Here is a 15,089-nt window from a genome sequence, read left to right as displayed (position 1 = left end):
GTTGCTGGAGGGTGATTCTGTCCCCGGAAGGTCGCTCTGTAGCCGGAAGGTAGCTCTGTCGCCGGAAGGTAGTTCTGTTGCGGTAGGGGCATGCGGTTGCTGGAGGGAGATTTTGCAACAGGAGGGCGGATTTACTCAAACCGGGAAAGCGATTCCATCCTCGGAGGGCGATAATGTCAGGCAGACAGACGCGACCAGGAAAAATGCGTGTCAATAACACCCTCCCAGAACACTTCCGCCCTCCCTAGTCATCAACACCCTCCTAAGACAAAAAGGGAAGTAGCTGGAAAGCTGCTGAATCACTAAAAAAGGGGCAGAAAAGTAGCAAAAATGGTTTTGACCCGAGGGATTCCCTCGGGTCACAACCATCAAAAACTATTAAGAATCTATCGGCGCTGCTTTCTTAAGATTACTTTGACGCCACCCACGCATGAAAGTGACACATCCAGACCAGCGCCGAATATCAGCAACAGCAGTTACTCCAGCGCGCCGCCGAAGCCGGCAAACAAGCAGTCGCTACAGGCGAATAGCTTTCCAGGTACCGCGATAAATTGGAGCCACTTTAACTCTGTCGCCAGGCTTGGGGGCGTGAATAATCTTTCCCCCGCCAACATAGATAGCCACGTGACCGGGATGCCACAAAATGTCACCGGGCTGCGCCTGGCTAAGAGGAAGACTGGTTCCCATGCGACTAATCGCGGCAGAAGAATGGGGCACTGATTTGCCCAACTGAGCATAAACGTAGCTAACAAACCCGGAGCAATCGAAACCACTGGGAGTGGAGCCACCCCACTTGTACTTAACCCCCCGATACTGCATCGCAATCCCCACGGCAGTGCCATCAGCTTTGCCCAGGTCGCGACCTACGAAAGTTTCAGAAGCCTGTGCGGAGGAACGCTCGGAAGCACGCGAAGCGGAAGCAGCAGCATTAGCAGCTGCGGCAGGAGCAGGTGCACCGGCAACTGTCGCCGCGCTTACCGACTGCCCAGCTTGCTCAACGTTAGATGAAACTGCTTTATTAACAGTTAGTTTTTCGACCGCGCCCTGCGCGAGATGAGCCGAATCTACAGAAGTAGAAACGTGCTTCGCGGCAGTAGCATCTGCGGGAATAGCGGCTGCTGCCACCACTGTTAAGGCAACCCCCGAGCCGGCGAGCGCCGACAAACGTTTTCCATTTTCAGAAGAAAATAGGGATTGGGCAACTTGAGAAACTGGAGTGGAGGGACGGCGCGGTGCGCGATGACGCGCCTGAAGTTTCTGAGAAGTCACGTGTTAGGTCTCCTATTAGGTGTCTATTTCAGTTTGACCAGTAAAACCCTTCGAGAGCTACCCGAGATGCTTTACTTTGCGGTCGGTCGTAACTAAATATAATGCTTCGATAACGAAATGTCACGTTTTGGTTACGAAGAATTTATTTTTTAAGGGCGAGCACGCCCTTTGTCCAGAAAGACGCGCACTCGCCCTCGTTACTAAAATAAGAAAAACGACCCGAAAAAACCGGTATTTTTGCAGACCAAAACCAAGCTTAAACAGCGTTAATCTCGTTCAGAGATACCCTCAACAAATAGGTGCTGAGCCAAAGACGTGTCCAGTAACACAGTTTTTTCGGTGTCTACCCCCATCACCGCGATCTGAACACCCTGAGGCTGAAGATTTACCGCTTTACCAGGATAAATAGCTGCCTCAGCGAAGAAACCCAGAATCCTGGTCTCAGCTTGGATAGGTTCACCAATCCGCACAACCTCGGTATCAACGATTCCGCCGTACTGCTCCACAATCTGGGCAGCCGAAGCCCCCGCCCCTATTACCGGACTCGAATCGTCTGGAATCACATTCCCATAAGGATCGGAAGATGGATGACGCAACAAATCGAGTAGACGCATTTCCACCGCACCAGACATCACGTGTTCCCAACGGCACGCTTCATCGTGCACCATCACCCAATCCAAACCAATCACATCTAGCAGCAAACGCTCTGCTAAACGGTGCTTGCGCACCACTTCCCGAGCCAGAGTAGCGCCCTGCTCCGTCAATTCAATCCGGCGATTACCAGCCACATAAAGCAGACCGTCACGTTCCATTCGACCAACAGTTTGCGAAACCGTAGGGCCAGAATGATCTAGACGCTCTACAATTCGCGCGCGCAGCGGCGGAACCCCGTCTTCTAGCATCTCGTAGACGGTTTTCAGATACATCTCGGTGGTATCAATCAGGTCACTCATAAATGCCCCTTACACTGTGTCGTTCGCGGGATGCGACTGCCCCGCTGCTACCTTTCACCAGGGTAACCCGATAAATGAGAATATATTACCCCGAGAGTATGGAACGTTGAATATTTAGGACAGATTCGCGGCGATTTATGCACCTGGAGTAACGTTTCTTTTATGGAAAACACAGTTCTCATTCCCACAGATTTGTTGCCCAAAAACCGGAAATTTGGTTCTGGCCCCAGCTCAATAAGAAAAACTTCCCTTGCGAAACTGGCAGACAGTGACTTGATGGGTACTTCTCACCGGCAAGCACCAGTTAAAAATCTGGTCGCTTCTTTGCGGCATTCTCTTGCGGAATTGTTCTCCCTTCCCGACGGCTACGAGGTAGTGCTCGGCAATGGCGGAGCCACTACTTTTTGGGCAGTGGCGGCGTCCTCTTTAATTAGGGAGCGCTCTGCCCACGCCGTGTTCGGTTCTTTTGGAGCCAAGTTTGCCCAGACCGTCAGCGGGGCGCCACATCTTAAAGACCCTGCGATTGAACTGGGGGGCATCTCGGCGAGGGCGCAGGGGCAAGAAACCGCGAGCGACATTGCGCTACTGCCCGGCGAGCAAGAGGGAATCGACGCCTATTGCTATCCGGCGCACGAGACTTCTACCGGCGCCCTCAGCCCGGTGCAGAGGGTCGCGGGAGGATTAAACCTGGTAGATGCAACTTCGATTGCGGGCGGGGTGCAGGTCGATATTTCCCAGACCGATGTCTACTATTTTTCGGGACAAAAATGTTTTGCGGCCGAGGGCGGGCTGTGGGTGGCGCTGGCCTCTCCGGCTGCTCAGGAACGGGCGCAGGAGATTAAAGAGGCTCCGGGGTCAGGGCGCTGGATTCCGCCGGTACTGGATTTTTCGGTGGCGCTGAAGAACTCGGTTAAGAACCAGACGTTAAACACTCCCTCTATCGGCAATCTGATTTTATGGGAAGACCAGGTGCAATGGATGCTGGCAGAGGGCGGTCTAGCGGCTATGGAGAAACGCACCCGCCAGTCCTCGGCGGTGCTTTATGAGTGGGCTGCTTCCCGACCCGAGGTTTGCCCCTTTATCTCGAATCCGCTTGAGCAGTCCCCGGTAGTGGTGACGATTGATTTTAAAGATATTGATGCGGATACGGTGATTGCGCAGCTGCGGGCTAACGGGATTGTGGATATTGACCCTTACCGCGCATTGGGTCAAAACCAAATCCGGGTGGCTTGTTTCCCCAATATCGAGGTTGCAGACACTCAGGCACTAACCGCTTGCCTAGATTATGTAATCGATCGCCTCTAGCCTTGGCGCATCCTCTAGGACTGCCATACCCCTCTAACCTTGCCGCACGCCTATGGTGCCTGCCGCGTAACTGCGCCCGTTAGGTAAATACTAGGTGTTTGTCCTGGGTGCGACACTGTGTCAGGTACATATTGGTGATGGTTTGTTAGGGAACTCCGGTACGCGCAGCCTCTGACTTGAAATAGTCAATGTTGGCGACATCGAGATTTATGGTTACCGGCTTGCGTATATGCTCCGCATAGGGGTTAGCCCGACTTTCGCTAAAATCGTATTCTTTCCTCATGACCTGCACTTTCAATAATAATTACAGCTGCTACCGGGCTAGTCCCTACTTCCCAAATAAAGCGTTTATAAAAGTATATCTGGGGGTAATACCCATTCGGGTATTACCCCCAGATAGTGCTAGGCAAATCTAGGAAATAATCAGTGCATGACTATGACAGCAGGGATTGGATGGGACCTAGGCAGAAGTAGATGATAAACAATACGGAAACCACCCACATTAGAGGGTGAATTCGCGCAATCCGCCCGGAAGCAATCTTTACCACCACATAGGTGATGAACCCGAAACCAATACCGACCGTAATCGAATAGGCAAACGGCATCATCATAATGGTCATAAACGCCGGAATAGCCACGTCGGCGCGCGTCCACTCGATGTCGCGCACATTCACCATCATCAAAAAGCCTACGAACACTAAAGCAGTAGAGGCCGCTTCCGAGGGAACCAGTTCTACCAGCGGGGCAATAAACATAGACACCGCGAACAGCAGACCGGTAACCACTGAAGCTAAACCGGTACGCGCGCCCTCGCCAACCCCGGAGGTAGATTCCACAAAGGAGGTGTTAGAGGAAACCCCGCCCAGACCACCGGCCATAGCGGAAAGCGAGTCAATCAGCAGGATTTCGCGGGTCTTGGGCGGATTCCCATCCTTGTCCAACAAATCCGCACCCGCTCCAACAGCCACCATAGTGCCCATAGTGTCAAAGAAGTCGGCCAGCATTAGCGAGAAAATCAAGAGCACTACCCCAACAGCGGTGGTATGGGGATTGGTGAAGGCTCCAAAGAAATCAATCGCCCCAATAGTGGAAAAATCAGGCAAAGAAATCGGGGAACCCTTCAACTCGGGAACATTGGACGCCCAACCAGACAGCGCCTTTTCATCAACCGTGCGCGAGCCTAAATGGGTTAAAGCCTGAACAATAAAGGCCAACACGGTCGCCCCGATAATTCCAATCAAAATCGCGCCTTGAACTTTGCGAATGTAAAGCACCACGATCACAATCAGACCAACACAGAAAACCAGCGCCGGCCAACCTAGAAGCGAGCCATTTACCCCCAGTTGCACCGGAGTTCCCCCGGGGCGAATAATCCCCGCATTGAGCAAACCAACAAACGCGATAAACAGCCCGATACCAACGCTAATCGCGGTTTTCAGCTGGGCAGGAACCGCCTTGAACACGGCTTCTCGAAAACCGGTCAGCACCAAAATGGTGATAGCCACGCCCTCCCAAAAGATAAGGCCCATCGCTTCTTGATAGCTGAGCCCTAAAGCCTCGGGGTTAGCCAAAGTAAAGGCAACCACCGCGTTCAAGCCCATACCGGAAGCAACCGCCAGCGGGAAGTTAGCTACTAACCCCATCAGCAGGGTCATTACACACGCCACCAGTGCAGTTCCGGCGGCAATCGAAGATTGACTAATATCTTTAGGAGCTGCCACTCCTAGGATTGCGGCATTAACCACCAGGATATATGCCATAGCGAAGAAGGTAACCACACCGCCACGGACTTCTCTCCCTATGGTCGAGCCACGCTCGGAGATTTTAAAGAAACGATTAAGGGAACTTGCCGGCTTTTGCGCCGTGTCTTGGGATGACAAGATAAGTGTCCAATCCGCCCAAAAGGGCATAGAAGTTACTTACTGCCCTATTATCGGCATATTCCCAGGTTTTTCCCAATCTTGCCCGCTATGCGCAACTTAGTTGCATCTCCCCACGCAACTACTCTAGCTCTTGAAAATTGAGCGCAAGGTTAAATATCGACCTGTTCCACATCCAGTTCATCCAGGCGCGCGGGAGTGGGCTGCCAAGGAGAAGTATCTATCTTCACATCGGTTTCCGAATGGGAGCCACAGGTGTGATCTACCGAGACTACTCGCCCATCATCAACCGACCATTCATTCGTACAAACCCCAAACATGGTGCGCATACTGCCCGCCAACTTAAGCATAAAACCACAGGTAGAACAGGTATTTTCTGGCATTTTCTTCCGGGTTATTCCCCGGCGGGCAGGTCCTTGCTCAGATTGATACCAACGTTTAGCTGCTTGCTTTCTGCCCACGGCTGACAATACCCGTGCCCGCCCTAACCCCAGCTCCTCTACCGTGCGCCTATCCAAGTCCTCAGCGCAGGTGTCCTGGTAGGACTGATCTAAACGTTCATCGTCAGGAATATACGGCAAGACGTCCTCGCGTTTAACATCTTGAGGACGCAGCCGCTCTGCCCACGGAACCCAGGGGCGAGCCAACAGCGCGTCCTCGCCCGGAAGTAAATCAATCTCACAAACCGTGGCTTTGCGTCCGCGCGGAACCCTGGCCAAAACCGCTACCCAATGCCAACCCCGATATCCGGGTTTCAAACATTCAAAACTGTGAGTAGCGAGCCGCTCACCCTCGCTAATTACCGCTAAATGTTTACCGATTTCTTCCGGTTTAGCAATCGGAGAAAGCCCCTGGAGGGCAATATCAATCGCACCAGCGAGAATAGAATCTACTTTTCCCGATTTCCGTCGATTAGTTTCACTCATATGCGTCTTTCTGATGTAAACGCTCCTAGGCATCAAAATCTTGTGCCACTGCCCGCAGCAGCTGCGCGATTTTTGCCCCGTTATCTGGGTAGCGTCCGTGACGTAAATGCCCAGAGGAAGCATCCAATAGTTTAATCAAATCTTCTACTACCGGCACCATGTCTTTCGGTTTGCGCCGCAGATTTTTTGCTACCGAGGGCGTGCGCTGTAATACCTGCACCGATAGGGCTTGCGGACCACGGCGTGAGTCAGCAACTGAAAACTCTACCCGCGTTCCCGCCGAGGGAGGTTTATCGCCGACCGGTAACACGCTGGCATGTAAAAACACTTGCGAACCGTCATCCGCAGTGATAAACCCGAACCCTTTATCGGCATCAAACCACTTAACTTTTCCGGTTGGCACTGATTTCTCCCTACTTTTTCTTAATCTAGGTGACATGAGGCAACATGTAACCCACTTCTTTGCATATGATAGTGCAAAGTGGGGATTTAATCTGCTCCGGTCTCGTCTCATAAGTTAGGGAGAAACTTAAATGAGAATAGTTAAAAAGGCTACTTTACTGGCAATAATGCTGATAACGGCGCTTTTTGCCAGTTTCGCTATTACCGGAAATGTGGCTTACGCGGAAGAACCACCAAAAATTTCTAACCATATTTATGACCCAGGAAACAAAATGGGTGCTAAGGCGGAGGAAGTTAAAGAGCGCCTAGCTTCCCTAGATCGTTCGGGACTGCACGTATATGTGGCATTCCCCTCTGAATATTCCAATGACACCGTTAGCAATTGGAACTTGATGGCTCTGCAAAAATCGGGAGCTCCTCAAGGTTCCTATATGCTCTCGGTGGTAGCGGATAACCCTAATCAGACCATGTATTTAGCTTCAGCCGATAATGCCGCAAAACTCTCCCAAGAGGACTTATCTGCTTTAGCTGCCGGAAAAATGGTTCCTCTACTTAACCAGCAAAAATATCCCGAGGCGGTATTGGCTTTCCTAGACGCCCTTTCCGATAAAGCTCCGGAAATGGGTCTGGGGTTATCGGTGACCCCTTGGGCAATGATTGCGTTCCTAATCGCCCTGATTGTGGTGATTGTGGTGCTTTCCCGGGTACTTAAAGCGCGCCGTCGCGCTAAAGACCATTTAGCAGCCAAAGAGAACCAGGAGGCAGGCGCGACTAAAGCTGAGGGCAAGCAGCAAGCAGACGGCAACCCCGCAGATACAGGTACGCCGGCTACCCCCGGCGTAGATTCGGCTGTTACCCCTAACGTAGCTACTGCTCTCGACGGAGAAGATACGGTGCTTGTTAATGCTGCTACCTCACAAGCAACTGACGAGGACGAGGACGAGGAGCCACGTAAACGACGCTTTGGGCGCAAACTAGGGCGCGGTAAGAAGAAAGATAAATCAAGGCGCAGTGAAACAAAACCGGAGTTAAGTCCCGCCTTGAGTAAAGCGGCTTTGCCGACATCTACCGGTGAAAACGTTTTAGCTTCTGGCAATGCGTTAAAGGACGAGCCGCCCTCCTCCTCCTCGCTATCAGTTACTTCTACCCAATCCCGCAAGGAGTCAAACGCTCCGGCTCCGCTTTCCGCTGCGCCCTCGACTAATGCGCAACCATTTAGCCCGGATTTTAAATCTGAAAACGGGAAAGTTCCTTCTTTAGCAGAGCTAGATCAGCTAGCTTTGGCGCGCTCGGCTGCCGCCCGCACCAATCAGGAAGCAAATATCACGGCACAACCCTCGCCGCAGATACCACCGGTCACTCCGCAAGCAGCACCGCCAGGATTCACCACCCTATCAGGTAGTAATGCCCCATCGGCACGACCAGGGGATAATCCGGTGCAAACGCAGCCGGGAAATAACGCCCAGTCGCTACAGGCATCTCTTAAAGCCCCGACCCTCTCCCCGTTACCGGCAGCTGCCAGCGGTTCTGCGTCCTTACCAACGGTTGCAGCCCCAGTGTCCACTCCAACGGCTCATAGCTCAGTCTTGAACCCGGGAACAACCACTTATCTTCCCCCCGAAGCCAATGATGACGACACCCAGGTTACTTCGGCAGCTCAGATTAAAGCCTATGGTCAAGAGCGTCGCGATGAAATTGCGAGGGCGAAGGCTCGCGCTCAGGCAGCTAGCCGTTTCCGCCAGGAACAAGAACAGCTCAAAGCTGCGGGGCGAACTGAACAGCCTACCTACCAGAGCCAAAATGCCCCTATTCCAGCCCCACAGGGGGCTGCCGGGATGGAATCGACCAGCTCCCTCCCCGCGCAGCAACCAGGCAAACCAGAAGTAGCGAAGCACCCCTTAAATGCGCAGCTTACGCCGGCAGCTACTCCTCATATTGAGAGCCACGTTCGGGCTGGGACGCCCAACCAGCAGCTTCAAACCGAAACTGCGCATCCTGGCAAAGACCAGACCCAATGGTCACCACAAGGTAGCCCCCAAGTGAAGCTCCCGGCGGTATCGCAAGCTGTTCCGCAAGTACCCGTTGCCGCAGCGGCTCAGGCAATTCCCCAACTTAGCCCGCAGCTAGCTATCCATAAGAGTCCCCAAATATCTACGCCGATATCCCGCCCGGCAGCTCCGCTTTCAAAACCCGCCCTAGCGCCGAAAACGTCCCGCCAAAACGAAACGGCTACCCGTCCTCAAGAGCACAAACCAGGGCTAGAAAACCATTTAACCCCCAACCAGCCATCGCAACCACCAGCCAAATCGGTTTCTCAGCAACCCGACTTCACCAAAGGATTGCGACAGGCTGATTCCTGGGTACGTAAAGGTGCCAGCAAGCTGGCGTTGGCTCAAGAGCGCTCCGGAAAGACCGTAACCCAACCATTCGCATTAGCGCTGGTAAATGCGCAAGACGCGGTACGAGCAGCTTTCGGCGAGTTCGCGACCGCCCAATTACAGTCCCGTCCTATAAATCAGCAAATCGTTTCCGCTAACCTGCCTGGTCCCTTGCGGAAACTACGCGATCAGATTACCCATTTCACGAATCTATATCACCAGCAAACCCCGGTGTCACAGATTACTCAATCCTTTGAACGTGAAATTGTAAACTGCCGCGAAGAGCTGGTTAAATGCCGATTAATTGTTGAACGTATTCAAAATCAAGACCCGCAGAAAGCCGCCCGCATCGGAGAAGACGTCATGGGGGCGCACAAGTTACTTTCTCGCGCACAAAACCTGATTGAAGATGCAACCGCTATGGACAAGATGGGGCAGGAAAACGAAGTATTAAAAGCTACTGTGCGTACCGAGAATCTTCTGTTGCAGGCACGCAAGATTGTTCGCCAGGCAAGCGCAGAAGAAGCAGCTTTACAGGCAGCAGAAAAAGTCAAAACTGCTTTAACTTTTGAAGAAAAAGTTGCCCCGCTCAGCGAACAGATAGCGATTTTAATGGCAGCTGTCGATGACTATATCGGGGTGCACACCACCCATGTTGGGGTGGCAGCGCGCACCATGCTAGACCTAGCAAATCGTACGCTAATGCGTCTTGACCAGCCCGGTAGCCATGACACCCAAGAAGCACTCCGCTTGCTGCAACGCGCTAAACAACAAACTGAACAGGCGCAGCGTCTAGCCGAAAATGATGTAGCAAAACAGCGCCTAGGCAGCTAGAACCAGCGAAAAACCCAATACGCTCCCTAGCTAACTAGGGGGCGAGGGCGCTGGGGCTCTTAGTTACCCATGTTCGCTAGTTTGTTTGGTGGCGGGTAGCTAACTGGCATCCCGCTTTTTAGCTTTATCGTATTCCTGCAGCGAACAGACCCCATAGGAGCGATTTCGGGTAGCTTCAATTGCCTGTACCGCCGCTTGGAACTGGGAAATCGTGGTGATAATTGGTTTATCTGCCGAGGTAGTGGCGGTACGAATTTCGTAACCATCCGCCCTCGCCCCAGAGGTTCCCGGAGTGTTAATCACCATGTCGATTAGCCCGGCGCGAATCATGTCCACAACCGTTTGTTCCCCGCCCGGACCTATCCCCTGACTGGCCTTACGTACCTCGGTAAGGGGGATTCCGTAACGGCGCAGCAAAGCTGCCGTACCGGAAGTAGCCATAATCGAAAATCCCAGGTCAAACAGGCGGGAGACCGGCAAAGCTAAAGATCGTTTATCCTGGTCAGAGACGGATACGAAAACGGTTCCGGAGGTGGGAAGATTCCCGTAGGCCGCGGTTTGGCTCTTGGCAAAGGCAGTGGGGAAATCCCGATCATAACCCATGACTTCCCCGGTAGAGCGCATTTCAGGGCCGAGGACGGTATCGACTATCCGCCCGTCCTTATCCCGGAAACGTTTAAACGGAAGTACCGCTTCTTTCACCGCAATCGGGCGACCGGGGGTAGCAAAATCGGAATCATCGGCAGGCAGATAGCCGCGCTGTTTCAGCTGTGCAATAGAAGAACCCATCATCACCAAGGCAGCTGCCCTAGCTAAAGGAACTCCGGTAGCTTTCGCTACAAAAGGCACGGTGCGGGAAGCGCGCGGGTTAGCTTCAATCACATACAACACCCCGCTGACCAGGGCGTACTGGATATTGATCAGACCGCGCACCCCTACCCCAGCCGCGATTTTCTCGGTCGAGGTGCGAATATGGGAAATAATCGCGTCCGACAGGGTAATCGGGGGCAACACGCAAGAAGAATCACCCGAGTGAATTCCAGCCTCCTCGATATGCTCCATTACTCCGCCCAGGAATAGCTCTTGACCATCATAAAGAGCATCCACGTCAATCTCGACCGCGTCATCTAAGAACCGATCGATCAGCAGCGGTCCGGTCATTACCGTAGGATCAGACAGATTGTAACGATGCAGGTAGGAGTCGAGTTCTTCCCGTGAATACAGGATCTCCATTCCTCGTCCTCCCAATACAAAGGACGGACGCACCAAAACCGGGTAGCCAACCTTTTCAGCCTGTTCAAAGGCTTGTTGCGGGGTAGTAGCAGTGCCATGGGCAGGAGCAGGCAGCCCCGCCTCATCAAGGACGCGCCCGAAAAGTTCACGGTCTTCTGCGGCATCAATCGCACTCGGCGGAGTACCCACAATCGGCACCCCGGCCGCCTGTAGACGAGACGCTAGTGAAAGCGGGGTTTGTCCCCCAAGCTGCACAATCATCCCCGCTACCGGCCCGGCTGAGCATTCTGCCTCGTAAACTTCCATCACGTGCTCAAAAGTGAGTGGCTCGAAATAGAGGCGGGAAGAAATATCATAGTCCGTAGACACCGTTTCCGGGTTGCAGTTCACCATCACCGTGTCATAGTCAGCTTGCAGTTCCTGAGTGGCGTGCACACAGGAATAATCGAACTCAATCCCTTGCCCAATCCGGTTCGGTCCAGAACCTAAAATAATCACCGCTGGGCGCTGACGCGGTTTAACTTCGCTGGTCAAATCATAGCTGGAATAGTAGTAGGGGGTTTGGGCAGGAAACTCGCCCGCGCAGGTATCTACCGTTTTATAGACCGGGCGAATCCCAAACGCTTTACGTACCTCCCGTACTAACTGGTCAGATACACTGCGAATCTGCCCAATCTGCAAGTCAGAGAACCCGTGGCGTTTGACCTCTGTAAGCAGCTGCGGGGTGAGCGCTTCGGCGCTGTGAAGTTGCTGCGCGACCTCGTCCAGTAAGAACAGTTGATCTAAGAACCAGCGGTCAATCCGGGTAGCTTCATAGAGTTCCTCTAGGCTCGCCCCTGCCCTAATCGCGTCCATCACTTGAATCAGGCGCTGCTCTGTAGGTGTCTTGACCTGCTCTAATAGCTCCTCTTTAGAGGCTGAAAGCGGCAAATCCCAACGGAAATAAGTACCCGCTTTATCAATCGAAATCATCGCTTTTTGCAGGGCTTCAGTAAAGTTGCGTCCCAACGCCATCGCTTCACCTACCGACTTCATAGCGGTAGTTAGGGTGGGGTCAGCGGCCGGGAATTTTTCAAACGCAAAACGTGGCACTTTGACCACCACATAGTCCAAAGTGGGCTCGAAAGAAGCCGGAGTCGAGCCGGTAATATCGTTGGGAATCTCGTCCAGGGTGTAGCCGAGCGCCAATTTTGCGGCCAGCTTCGCAATCGGGAAACCGGTAGCTTTCGCGGCCAGGGCAGAAGCGCGAGACACTCGGGGGTTCATCTCGATAACTACTACCCGACCAGTATCCGGGTGAACCGCGAACTGGATATTACACCCGCCGGTATCTACCCCGACTTCCCGGATAACGTTAATCCCGATATCGCGCAGATTCTGCAGCTCCCGGTCAGTTAGCGTAAGCGCGGGAGCCACCGTAATGGAATCGCCGGTATGTACCCCTACCGGATCCACATTTTCGATAGAGCAGACCACGACCACGTTATCGGCTTTGTCGCGCATCAGCTCTAATTCGTATTCTTTCCAGCCCAGAATCGATTCTTCCAGGAGAACCTCGGAGGTAATGGAATCAGCCATTCCTCCCCCGGCGATGCGAATCAGATCCTGCTCGTTATAGGCAATACCGGAACCCATACCACCCATCGTGAATGAAGGACGCACCACCAGGGGATATCCCAGCTGTTCGGCAGCTGCCCGGCAGTCAGCCAGATTGTGAGCAATAAAAGAACGAGCCACTTCCGCACCGCAGCGGTGAACAACCTGCTTAAACTCTTCGCGATCTTCACCGGCGTTGATTGCCTTAGCGCTGGCACCAATCAGCTCCACCTGGTATTTTTCCAGGGTGCCATCTTGGGACAGGGCAATCGCAGTGTTTAGTGCGGTTTGTCCCCCCAAAGTAGGCAGCAAAGCGTCCGGGCGTTCCTTTTCAATAATCGACGCCACCACCTGCGGGGTTATCGGCTCAATATAGGTAGCGTCCGCCATTTGCGCATCGGTCATAATGGTTGCCGGGTTGGAATTAACCAAAATGACCCGCAACCCTTCCGCTTTAAGCACGCGGCAAGCTTGGCTGCCGGAATAGTCGAACTCGCAGGCCTGACCGATTTGAATCGGCCCGGAACCAATAACTAGGACAGATTTAAGATCAGTTCTGCGTGGCATATTTTTCCTTCGCTTCCTGCATCATGGTTAGGAACTTATCAAAGAGATATTGGGCATCGTGGGGGCCGGCCGCTGCCTCCGGATGGTACTGTACGCTGAAAGCCGGCAAGTCGAGGGCGCGCAACCCCTCTACTACCCCATCATTTAGCGCCAGGTGAGATACTTCTACCCGCCCATAGCGTCCGCCATCAAAAGGTGCCACCGAAGGATGTTCAGCCGGGGCATCTACCGCAAAACCGTGGTTATGGGCGGTTATCTGCACTTTCCCACTTTCGCGATCTACCACCGGCTGATTTACGCCGCGGTGACCATAGGCGAGCTTGTAAGTTCCATACCCCAAGGCGCGCCCCAGGATTTGGTTCCCGAAACAGATCCCGAAGAAGGGAAGCCTGGCATCCAGCACCGCCCTCGCTAAGGCTACTTCGTGGTCTGCTGAGGCCGGGTCACCCGGGCCGTTAGAGAAAAACACCCCATCGGGATTCACCGACATAATGTCGGCAAAGTTAGAGTGCTGCGGAAACACATGAACCTGGATTCCGCGCAACGCCATCTGCTCGGGAGTGCGCGCCTTAATCCCCAAATCTAGGGCTGCCACCACCGCTAAAGGTTCTTTACCTACATATTCACCGGCGGGCTCCACTACATATTTTTCCGGGGTGCTCACATCGGCAGCCAACGCCGCTCCGATCATCACCGGCTGGTCTCGCACAACCGACACCAACAGGTCGCGGGTAGCCTGGTCAAGATAGGCAGCCCCCGCCGGGAGAGCATCACCAGAAAAGATTCCGCCCCGCATGGCGCCGGCTTCACGCAAATGCAGGGTGAGGGCGCGGGTATCTACCTCGCAAATACCCACCACGTCCTGGGCTTTTAACAGGTTTTCCAGGTCGCCGGTAGCGCGCCAATTGGAGGCCCGTCGGGCGGCATCTCGCACCACGTATCCGGCTACCCAGACCTGGCTTGACTCTGGATCAACCTCATTTACGCCGGTGTTACCGATATGAGGCGCGGTTTGGACAACTATTTGTCGGTGATAGGACGGGTCGGTCAAGGTTTCCTGGTATCCGGTCATGCCGGTCGCGAATACCACTTCCCCCAGGGCGCGTCCCCGCTTGCCCCAGGCTTTGCCTTTCGCGATAAAGCCGTCCTCCAGCACGATTAAGGCCAAATCCGAGGAGTTCTGCTGCATACGATTACTCCTTTTCTACGCTTGAGCCTTGCGGGCGAGGGCGTATAGAAAAATTGCTCGCACCAAGCGGGCGCGAGCAAATGGTTAAGAGTTTCACTGCCCCTAATAATAGCGTAACCATCCGCCCAGAAGTGATTTTTGTCCACTGCCTGGTAGCTGCGGCAAAACCGTTTCTATTGGGAGGGTAATTCTGTCGCCGGAGGGCGATTCGGTTCCTGGAGGGTACTTTCGTCAGGCAAGAGGAGAAAAAGCGGGTAATAGCGCCCTCCCCGGACAAAATCACCCTCCAGCGCGGTAAAAAAGACCCGGTTCTAGCGACTCCAACACGACTCGGGAGGGTGGTTTCGTCGCGGGAGGGTGGTTCGGTCAAATAATCGGCAGAAAAGCCAGCAAAACCACCCTCGTTAGACAAAATCACCCTCCACGGAGGGCGATTTCGTCAGGTATCAGGAAGAAACGCGAGCAAAAGCACCCTCCATAGACAATAACGCCCTCCACAAACAGAAACACCCTCCACAGACAAGAAAAATACGAATTATCCACCCAAAAACACCAAC

The 15,089-nt window shown here is 53.5% G+C and carries 11 protein-coding genes; 3 read left to right on the top strand and 8 right to left on the bottom strand.

Annotated elements, in window-relative coordinates:
- Positions 1–217 (top strand): hypothetical protein (locus tag QZT94_RS05575; protein WP_296773258.1); only part of this gene is annotated, 217 nt, incomplete at its 5' end.
- 299 nt (positions 218–516) lie between these two features.
- Here the strand turns inward: QZT94_RS05575 and QZT94_RS05570 are convergent.
- Positions 517–1,269 (bottom strand): C40 family peptidase, encoded by a 753-nt coding sequence (locus tag QZT94_RS05570; RefSeq protein ID WP_296760782.1) that lies wholly within the window; start codon positions 1,267–1,269, stop codon positions 517–519.
- A gap of 266 nt (positions 1,270–1,535) precedes the next feature.
- Positions 1,536–2,222 carry a metal-dependent transcriptional regulator gene (locus QZT94_RS05565; protein ID WP_072509236.1) on the bottom strand — a complete coding sequence of 229 codons (687 nt, stop codon included), beginning with the start codon at positions 2,220–2,222 and terminating at the stop codon, positions 1,536–1,538.
- 162 nt (positions 2,223–2,384) lie between these two features.
- Between QZT94_RS05565 and serC the strand changes: the two genes are divergently transcribed.
- A complete protein-coding gene (gene serC, locus QZT94_RS05560) occupies positions 2,385–3,527 on the top strand; it encodes a phosphoserine transaminase (RefSeq protein WP_296760780.1) in 1,143 nt (380 codons plus the stop codon).
- 145 nt (positions 3,528–3,672) lie between these two features.
- Here the strand turns inward: serC and QZT94_RS05555 are convergent, their stop codons facing one another.
- The 4 genes from QZT94_RS05555 to QZT94_RS05540 all read right to left on the bottom strand — a co-directional run bounded on the left by QZT94_RS05555 (position 3,673) and on the right by QZT94_RS05540 (position 6,736).
- On the bottom strand, positions 3,673–3,810 hold the full coding sequence (locus tag QZT94_RS05555) for a hypothetical protein (RefSeq protein ID WP_296760779.1): 138 nt from the start codon (positions 3,808–3,810) through the stop codon (positions 3,673–3,675).
- A gap of 151 nt (positions 3,811–3,961) precedes the next feature.
- Positions 3,962–5,437, bottom strand: coding sequence for an NCS2 family permease (locus tag QZT94_RS05550; protein WP_079985800.1), 1,476 nt, complete (start codon positions 5,435–5,437; stop codon positions 3,962–3,964).
- Between the two features lie 122 nt (positions 5,438–5,559).
- Positions 5,560–6,333 carry a DUF3027 domain-containing protein gene (locus QZT94_RS05545; protein ID WP_296760777.1) on the bottom strand — a complete coding sequence of 258 codons (774 nt, stop codon included), beginning with the start codon at positions 6,331–6,333 and terminating at the stop codon, positions 5,560–5,562.
- Between the two features lie 25 nt (positions 6,334–6,358).
- Entirely contained in the window at positions 6,359–6,736 is a 378-nt protein-coding gene (locus QZT94_RS05540) for a cold shock domain-containing protein (protein WP_072509233.1), read from the bottom strand.
- Positions 6,737–6,866: 130 nt separating this feature from the next.
- Between QZT94_RS05540 and QZT94_RS05535 the strand changes: the two genes are divergently transcribed.
- Entirely contained in the window at positions 6,867–9,947 is a 3,081-nt protein-coding gene (locus QZT94_RS05535; RefSeq protein ID WP_296760774.1) for a hypothetical protein, read from the top strand.
- 99 nt (positions 9,948–10,046) lie between these two features.
- On the opposite strand, the gene carB is transcribed toward QZT94_RS05535, so the two are convergent.
- Positions 10,047–13,343, bottom strand: coding sequence for a carbamoyl-phosphate synthase large subunit (gene carB, locus QZT94_RS05530; RefSeq protein WP_296773256.1), 3,297 nt, complete (start codon positions 13,341–13,343; stop codon positions 10,047–10,049).
- Positions 13,327–14,532 (bottom strand): glutamine-hydrolyzing carbamoyl-phosphate synthase small subunit, encoded by a 1,206-nt coding sequence (gene carA, locus QZT94_RS05525; RefSeq protein WP_296760771.1) that lies wholly within the window; start codon positions 14,530–14,532, stop codon positions 13,327–13,329. Before carA ends, carB begins: the two co-directional genes overlap by 17 nt.
- Between the last annotated feature and the right edge of the window lie 557 nt (positions 14,533–15,089).

The organism is Varibaculum sp. (assembly GCF_008661855.1).
Taxonomy (GTDB): domain Bacteria; phylum Actinomycetota; class Actinomycetes; order Actinomycetales; family Actinomycetaceae; genus Varibaculum; species Varibaculum timonense_A.
Note: the sequence above shows the minus strand (reverse complement) of the source record. Positions and strands in the feature narration are given on the sequence as shown.